This is a genomic window from Pseudomonas sp. HMWF021 (assembly GCF_003061005.1).
Taxonomy (GTDB): domain Bacteria; phylum Pseudomonadota; class Gammaproteobacteria; order Pseudomonadales; family Pseudomonadaceae; genus Aquipseudomonas.
Genome location: NZ_QAIK01000157.1, coordinates 1903 through 9444, shown reverse-complemented (window position 1 = coordinate 9444; position 7542 = coordinate 1903). Strand labels below are relative to the sequence as shown.

At 62.1% G+C, this 7542-nt stretch carries 7 protein-coding genes and 1 pseudogene; 5 read left to right on the top strand and 3 right to left on the bottom strand.

All coding sequences use genetic code 11. The features are described from left to right. The 3 genes from DBR18_RS29735 to preA form a co-directional block, all read left to right on the top strand. Positions 1 to 552, top strand: a 552-nt coding sequence (locus DBR18_RS29735; protein WP_256588848.1) for an amidohydrolase family protein, incomplete at its 5' end; no start/stop codon positions are given. Between the two features lie 179 nt (positions 553 to 731). Further along, positions 732 to 2099 (top strand): NAD(P)-dependent oxidoreductase, encoded by a 1368-nt coding sequence (locus DBR18_RS22535; RefSeq protein WP_108591976.1) that lies wholly within the window; start codon positions 732 to 734, stop codon positions 2097 to 2099. After that, positions 2100 to 3374, top strand: a complete 1275-nt coding sequence (gene preA, locus DBR18_RS22530; RefSeq protein ID WP_108591973.1) for an NAD-dependent dihydropyrimidine dehydrogenase subunit PreA — start codon at positions 2100 to 2102, stop codon at positions 3372 to 3374. Positions 3375 to 3456: 82 nt separating this feature from the next. On the opposite strand, the gene DBR18_RS22525 is transcribed toward preA, so the two are convergent. Beyond that, on the bottom strand, positions 3457 to 4077 hold the full coding sequence (locus DBR18_RS22525; RefSeq protein ID WP_007965266.1) for a TetR/AcrR family transcriptional regulator: 621 nt from the start codon (positions 4075 to 4077) through the stop codon (positions 3457 to 3459). 138 nt (positions 4078 to 4215) lie between these two features. Here DBR18_RS22525 and copC point away from each other — a divergent pair, with 138 nt between their 5' ends. Together copC and copD are read left to right on the top strand one after the other, a co-directional pair. Beyond that, a complete protein-coding gene (gene copC, locus DBR18_RS22520) occupies positions 4216 to 4578 on the top strand; it encodes a copper homeostasis periplasmic binding protein CopC (protein ID WP_108591972.1) in 363 nt (120 codons plus the stop codon). A gap of 3 nt (positions 4579 to 4581) precedes the next feature. After that, on the top strand, positions 4582 to 5439 hold the full coding sequence (copD, locus tag DBR18_RS22515; RefSeq protein ID WP_108591971.1) for a copper homeostasis membrane protein CopD: 858 nt from the start codon (positions 4582 to 4584) through the stop codon (positions 5437 to 5439). A 110-nt stretch (positions 5440 to 5549) separates the two neighbouring features. On the opposite strand, the gene DBR18_RS22510 is transcribed toward copD, so the two are convergent. Both DBR18_RS22510 and DBR18_RS29730 read right to left on the bottom strand, forming a co-directional pair. Beyond that, the gene (locus tag DBR18_RS22510; RefSeq protein WP_108591970.1) at positions 5550 to 6692 is read right to left on the bottom strand and encodes an HlyD family secretion protein; all 1143 of its coding nucleotides are present in this window, start codon (positions 6690 to 6692) and stop codon (positions 5550 to 5552) included. Continuing rightward, a pseudogene (locus DBR18_RS29730) lies at positions 6689 to 7542 on the bottom strand (MFS transporter); the annotation flags it as partial. The gene DBR18_RS22510 and the pseudogene DBR18_RS29730, both read right to left, overlap by 4 nt.

The window sequence follows — 7542 nt, the reverse complement described above, 5'->3', positions numbered from 1 at the left end:
CATCAGGAAGCGCTGTGGCACGGCTTGCAAAACGGCAATCTGCACACCACCGCTACCGACCATTGCTGCTTCTGCGCCGAGCAAAAAGCCGCCGGGCGCGACGACTTCAGCAAGATCCCCAACGGCACCGCCGGCATCGAAGACCGCATGGCGGTGCTGTGGGATGAAGGGGTCAACACAGGGCGTTTGTCGATGCAGGATTTCGTCGCCCTCACCTCCACCCACACCGCGAAAATCTTCAACCTCTACCCGCGCAAAGGCGCGATTCGCGTCGGCGCCGATGCCGACCTGGTGCTGTGGGATCCGCAAGGTAGCCGCACAATCTCCGCCAAGACCCACCATCAGCAGGTGGACTTCAACATCTTCGAAGGCAAGACCGTGCGCGGCGTGCCGAGCCATACCGTCAGCCAGGGCAAAGTGGTCTGGGCCGACGGCGACCTGCGCGCCGAACGCGGGGCCGGGCGCTATATCGAACGGCCGGCGTATCCGGCGGTGTTTGATTTGCTGAGCAAGCGGGCTGAGTTGCACAAGCCCACAGCGGTTAAACGCTGAAAGCGGCCTTCGGCCTATCGCTGGCAAGCCAGCTCCCACATTTGAAATGCATTCCCCTGTAGGAGCTGCCGAAGGCTGCGATCTTTTGATTTTAGTTTTTTAAAAGATCGCAGCCTTCGGCAGCTCCTACAGGGAATTGACCAATGCCCGTCAGAGGCAGTTACCGTGAGGCAAAAACCGTGATCGAGACCCTGAACCACCTCCCGCATCCGCACAAAAGCGCGGCCGCCCTCGCCGGCCATTTCACCGATCTGGCGCCGCCGCTCAACGCCCGGCAGGCGCATCTGGAAGCCTCGCGCTGCCTGTATTGCTACGACGCGCCGTGCGTCAACGCGTGCCCCAGCGAGATCGATATTCCGTCGTTCATCCGCAACATCCATCAGGACAACGTACCCGGTGCAGCGCAGAAAATCCTTTCGGCGAACATCCTCGGCGGCAGTTGCGCCCGGGTCTGCCCGACGGAAATCCTCTGCCAGCAAGCCTGTGTGCGCAACAACGCCCAGGAGTGTGCGCCGGTGCTGATCGGCCTGCTGCAGCGCTACGCCGTGGACAACGCGCACTTCACCGAGCACCCGTTCCAGCGCGCCGCCGCTACCGGCAAACGCATCGCCGTGGTCGGTGCCGGGCCGGCGGGTTTGTCCTGTGCCCACCGCAGCGCGATGCATGGGCATGACGTGGTGATTTTCGAAGCGCGGGAGAAGGCTGGCGGCCTCAACGAATACGGGATCGCCAAGTACAAACTGGTCGACGACTACGCGCAGAAAGAGCTGGATTTCCTGCTGCAGATCGGCGGCATCGAAATCCGTCACGGGCAGAAGCTTGGCGAGAACCTGACCCTCAGCGAATTGCATCAACAGTTCGACGCGGTGTTCCTCGGCCTCGGCCTCAATGCCAGCAAACAACTCGGCCTGCCCCACGAGGACGCCCCCGGTTTGCTCGCCGCCACCGACTACATCCGTGAACTGCGCCAGGCCGATGACCTGACGCAACTGCCGCTGGCCGAGCGCTGCATCGTCCTCGGCGCCGGCAACACTGCGATCGACATGGCCGTGCAAATGGCCCGCCTCGGAGCGCGTGACGTGAATCTGGTGTATCGCCGGGGCGCGGCGGACATGGGCGCCACCGGTCATGAACAGGACATCGCCAAAGCCAATCAGGTGCGCCTGCTGACCTGGGCACAACCGCAGGAAGTGTTGCTCGACGAGCAGGGCCATGTGCGCGGCATGCGTTTCGCCCGTACCGATCTGGTCGACGGGCGTCTGCAAACCACTGGCGAAACCTTTGAGCTGGCCGCCGACGCGATCTTCAAAGCCATCGGCCAGGCCTTCGACAGCAGCGCCCTCGCCGACCCGCTCGCCCGCGAACTCAAGCGTCAGGGCGAACGGATTCAGGTCGATGACAACCTGCGCACCAGCATCCCCGGCGTGTATGCCGGCGGCGACTGCACCAGCCTCGATCAGGACCTCACCGTGCAAGCGGTGCAGCACGGCAAACGCGCCGCCGAGGCGATCAATGCACAACTGATGCTCAACGTGGAGGCTGCGTAAATGGCCGATCTCTCGATTGTCTTCGCCGGTATCAAAGCCCCCAATCCGTTCTGGCTGGCCTCCGCGCCGCCGACCGACAAGGCCTACAACGTGGTCCGCGCCTTCGAGGCAGGCTGGGGTGGCGTGGTCTGGAAAACCCTCGGTGAGGACCCGGCAGCGGTCAACGTGTCGTCGCGCTACTCGGCGCATTACGGCAACAACCGCGAAGTGCTGGGCATCAACAACATCGAACTGATCACCGACCGCTCGCTGGAGATCAACCTGCGCGAAATCACCCAAGTGAAGAAAGACTGGCCGGATCGCGCGCTGATCGTCTCGCTGATGGTGCCGTGCGTCGAGGAATCGTGGAAACACATCCTGCCGCTGGTGGAAGCCACCGGTGCCGACGGCATCGAGCTGAATTTCGGTTGCCCGCACGGCATGCCCGAACGCGGCATGGGCGCGGCGGTTGGTCAGGTGCCGGAATACGTCGAGCAGGTGACGCGCTGGTGCAAGACCTATTGCTCGCTGCCAGTGATCGTCAAACTGACGCCGAACATCACCGACATCCGCGTCGCCGCCCGCGCGGCCCATCGCGGTGGCGCCGATGCGGTGTCGCTGATCAACACCATCAACTCGATCACCAGCGTCGATCTGGAACACATGGTCGCCCTGCCCACCGTCGGCAGCAAAAGCACCCACGGCGGCTACTGCGGTTCGGCGGTCAAGCCGATTGCGCTGAACATGGTCGCCGAGATCGCCCGTGATCCGCAGACCCAGGGCCTGCCGATCTGCGGCATTGGCGGCATCGGCAGTTGGCGTGACGCGGCGGAGTTCATGGCGCTGGGCAGCGGCGCGGTGCAGGTGTGTACGGCAGCGATGCTGCATGGTTTCCGGATTGTCGAGGAGATGAAGGACGGTCTGTCGCGCTGGATGGACAGTCAGGGCTACGCCAACATTGCCGAGTTTTCCGGGCGTGCAGTGGGCAATACCACGGACTGGAAGTACCTCGATATCAACTATCAGGTCATCGCCAAGATCGATCAGGCGGCGTGCATTGGTTGCGGACGTTGCCACATTGCTTGCGAGGACACGTCACACCAGGCGATCAGCAGCCTGAAGCAGGCCGATGGCACGCATAAATATGAAGTGATCGATGATGAGTGCGTGGGCTGTAACCTGTGCCAGATCACCTGCCCGGTGGCGGATTGTATTGAGATGGTGCCGATGGAAACGGGCAAGCCGTTTCTGGACTGGAATCATGATCCGCGCAATCCCTATCATGTCGCGGTCTGATTCTTAAGATCAAAAGATCGCAGCCTGCGGCAGCTCCTACACCGATCTCTGTAGGAGCTGCCGCAGGCTGCGATCTTTTGATTTATGGCTCCAACCCGATCCCGCGCAAAATCACACTGGTCACCGTCTGCACCGCCCGCTCGAACTGCATGTCCGACAGCGGCTGATGCTCGTTCAGAATATTCACCTGATGATCGAAGTCGGCGTAATGCTGGGTCGAGGCCCAGATCATATACAGCAGGCTCGATGGCTCCACCGGCAGGATCCGCTTGTCCTCGACCCACTGACGGATTTTCGCTTCCTTCATTTTCGCCCAGTCGTACAGGCTGACATCCAGCGCCTCACCGAGGGTCGGCGCGCCGTGGATGATCTCGTTGGCCCAGACTTTCGAGCCGTGCGGCCGGCTGCGCGAGTGGTTCATCTTGGCGCGGATGTAGCTGCTGAGCACCACCCGCGGGTCGTCGAACATCTCGAAGCACAGCGCGTCCTGTTTCCACACTTCCAGCAGGTCGAACAGCACTGCGCTGTACAGCTCGCTCTTGGTCGAAAAGTAGTAATGCAGGTTGGAACGCGGCAGTTGCACTTCGGCAGCGATGTCGGCCATGGCGGTGCCGCCGAAGCCTTTTTCGGCGAAGACTTTTTCCGCCGCCAGCAGGATTTTCTCGACGTTACTGCGACGAATCTCGATCTTGTGATTGCCCATGAGGGCTCCCTGACAACAGCGTTGCCCAAGACTAGCATCCGCTCTGGGGCGCGGGCGACCGTTGCAAACAAAACTTCGTATGAAGGTCGGCGCATGGCTAAACTGACGCTTCTTTGTCCTGCCTCAGAGGTATCCGCGATGCTGTTCAAGAACGTCCTGACCACCACTGCCCTGCTCGCTTCGCTGTTCGCTGCATCCTCCGTTTTCGCCCACGCCCATCTGAAGAGTGCGACCCCGGCCGCCGACAGCACCGTCGCCGCACCGGCCGATCTGCGCCTGACCTTTTCCGAAGGTGTCGAAACCAGCTTCACCAAGGTCACCCTGACCCACGATGGCGCGCCGGTCGCGATCAAGCCTTTGAGCACCGAAGGCGACAAGAAAACCCTGATCGTCACCCCGGCCGCTCCTCTGAGTGCCGGTGAGTACAAGGTCGAATGGCACGCAGTGTCAGTTGACACACACAAGAGCGAAGGCGCCTACCAGTTCAAGGTTGGTCAGTAATTCATGAGTGAAGCGCTGGTGCTGTGCCGCTTTGTGCATTTCAGCGCGGTGTTGATGCTGTTCGGGGCCTGGCTGTTTCGACCGCTATTGCTCAAGACGCCGGTGCCGACACTGGATCGGCAATTGGCGTGTATCGCTCGCTGGCTGACGGCGATTGCCCTGGTCAGCGGCGTGACCTGGGCGCTGTTGATCACCGCGAGCATGGCCGGTTCGGCGGCGGCAGCGTTCGATCCGGGCACGATTGGCGTGGTGCTGGGCAATACGTTTTTCGGCCAGGTCTGGCGTTGGCACCTGCTGATCAACGCGCTGTTGCTGGCGTTGCTGTTCACCCCGTGGCGCTCGAGCCTGGCGTTGCGCCTGGGCTTGAGTGCGCTGCTCCTGGCGACCCTGGCGCCGGTGGGTCACGGCGCGATGCTCGATGGGCTCAGCGGGCAACTGCTGATACTCAATCAGATCGTTCATCTGACATGCGTGGCGGCGTGGCTCGGCGGCCTGTTGCTGCTGGTGCTGATTTTGCGTCAACCGGGTGAAGCGATGGGCGCAATCCTGCAGCGCTTCAGCGGCGTCGGTTATGCGATTGTCGGCGGACTGCTGATCACCGGGCTGATCAATGTGCGCGTATTGACCGGGCAATGGTGGCCGACGCCGTTGTTCAGCGGGTTTGCGCTGATCCTGCTGATCAAGGCGCTGATGGTGCTGGGCATGCTTGGCTTGGCGCTGTTCAACCGCTTGCGGATTGATGATTGCCAGCAGCGCATGGGCGCGCTCAAGCGCAGTGTGGCGCTGGAGTGGTTGTTGGGGATGGGCGCCGTTGCTGCGGTCTCCCTTCTCGGCACCCTGCCGCCGATGATTGCTGCCTGAAGCCCCCTGTGGGAGCTGGCTTGCCAGCGATGGCGGTGTGTCAGGAACAGATATTTCGGATGTACCGACGTCATCGCTGGCAAGCCAGCTCCCACAGGGTTTTGTGTTGCTCAATGCGGTTGTGTGTCGCCCGCTGCGGTGTCGATGCTGACCACCACCGACATCCCCGGGCGCAAGCGTTCCTCTTCCTGCTGCCCTTCATCAATGGTGATCCGCACCGGCACGCGCTGGGCGATTTTCACGAAGTTGCCGGTGGCGTTGTCGGCCTGCAACAGAGCGAATTCCGAGCCGGTGCCGGGCGAAATGTGCTGCACATGGCCGGTGAACTTGCGGTGGTTCAAGGCGTCAACGGTGAAACGCACCGGTTGCCCGACACGCACGTTGTCCATCTGGGTTGCCTTCATGTTGGCGATCACCCATTTCTGATTCGGTACCAGCGCCATCAACTGCGCCCCGGAGTTGACGTAGGCACCCAGGCGCACGCCGATCTGCCCGAGCTGGCCGTCACGCGGGGCGACGATGCGCGTATTCGACAAGTCGATCCGCGCCAGTTGCACCGCCGCTTCAGCGCTGGCCACTGCCGCTTCCAGCGAGCCGCGATTGACAATCACCGTCTGCAGGTCCTGCCGGGCGATTTCCAGATTGGCTTTGGCCTGCGCCACTGCTGCAATGCTCTGTGCGTTGGCCGCGAGCGCTACGTCCATCTCGCGCTTCGACACCGAGCCGTCACTCACCAGCTCCTTGTTACGGCGCAGATCCGCCTCGCTTTTGCGCAACTGCGCTTCGCTGTCGGCCACCACGGCCTGACGCAGCTTGATTGTCGCTTCGGCGCTGTTGCGCTGCTGCACCACGTTGGCCAGCGCAGCCTTCTGCACCGCCAGTTGCGCCAGCGACTGGTCGAGGCGCTGCTGGTAAATCCGGTCATCCAGACGCACCAGCAAGTCGCCGGTCTTCACGTACTGGAAGTCCTGCACCGGTACTTCGAACACATAGCCACTGAGCTGCGGGCCGATGATCGTCACCTGCCCGCGCACCAGGGCGTTTTCAGTGGTTTCGACCGCGCTGCTGAACGGCGGTAACTGCCAGGCGTAGAGCACGATCAGCACGCCGACGATGGCAATCGAGGCAAAACCCAGCGACGAGATGATCCGCACCCGCAGCGAACGCGGCTCGGTGTTCGGCGAGGGCGGCGGCGCCACGCCTTCCGGGGTGGCGGCGATGGCATTGGTGGTTGTGGTGGTCGGTTCGGTCATGAATGGGAGGCACCGCTAGGAGGTACGGAAGGCGCTGGGTCGACGGCTTTGGTGGTACTCATCAGCCACAGCGCACGAATGGACAGCCAGATCATGGTCAGCACCGCAATCACGGCGATCAGCATGAATACATCGTTATAGGCCAGCACGTTGGCTTCGCGAGTGGCCGCGTTGGACAGGCTGCGAATCCCGGCCAGATTGCGCAGGCTCGGGTCGGCCAGCAAGGATCCGTAAGCCGATCCGCCGCTCTGCACACGGGCAGCCACCAGCGGATCGGACAGCGTCAGGTGTTCGACCAGATGACTGGAATGAAATTTCTCACGCACGATCTGGAACGTGCCCAACAACGCCGCGCCCAGCAGGCCACCGAGGTTGTTGCAGATCCCGAACAACACCGAAAAACTCACCAGATTGCGCGGATTGGTCAGCACGTTGCGGGTGCCGAAAACCATGGTCGGACCGAGGAAAAACGTGCTGCCGAAGGCCAGCAGAAACTGGCTGAAATACAGGTTTTGCGGGCGGGTCAGGTTGTTGGAAAAACTGTCCATCACGGAACCGGTGGCCATCAGCGCCAGCGAGATGATCAGCGGCATCAACAAGTGCTTGGGATCGATGGTCAGGGCGCTGGTCGCCAGCCCGGCGACGCTGCCGATCAGCATCACCACGTACAGGCTGTGCAGCTGCTCGTAGCCCATGTTCAGGTTCTGCATGAAACCGACCGCGCCGGTGGATTGCTCCGAAGTGACCATGCGGATCAGGGTCACCGCCAGCGCCAGGCGGATCATCGTGCCGCTGCCGAGCCAACGGGTCATCAGCATCGGGTTGCTGCGATTGTGCTCGATCGCCAGGC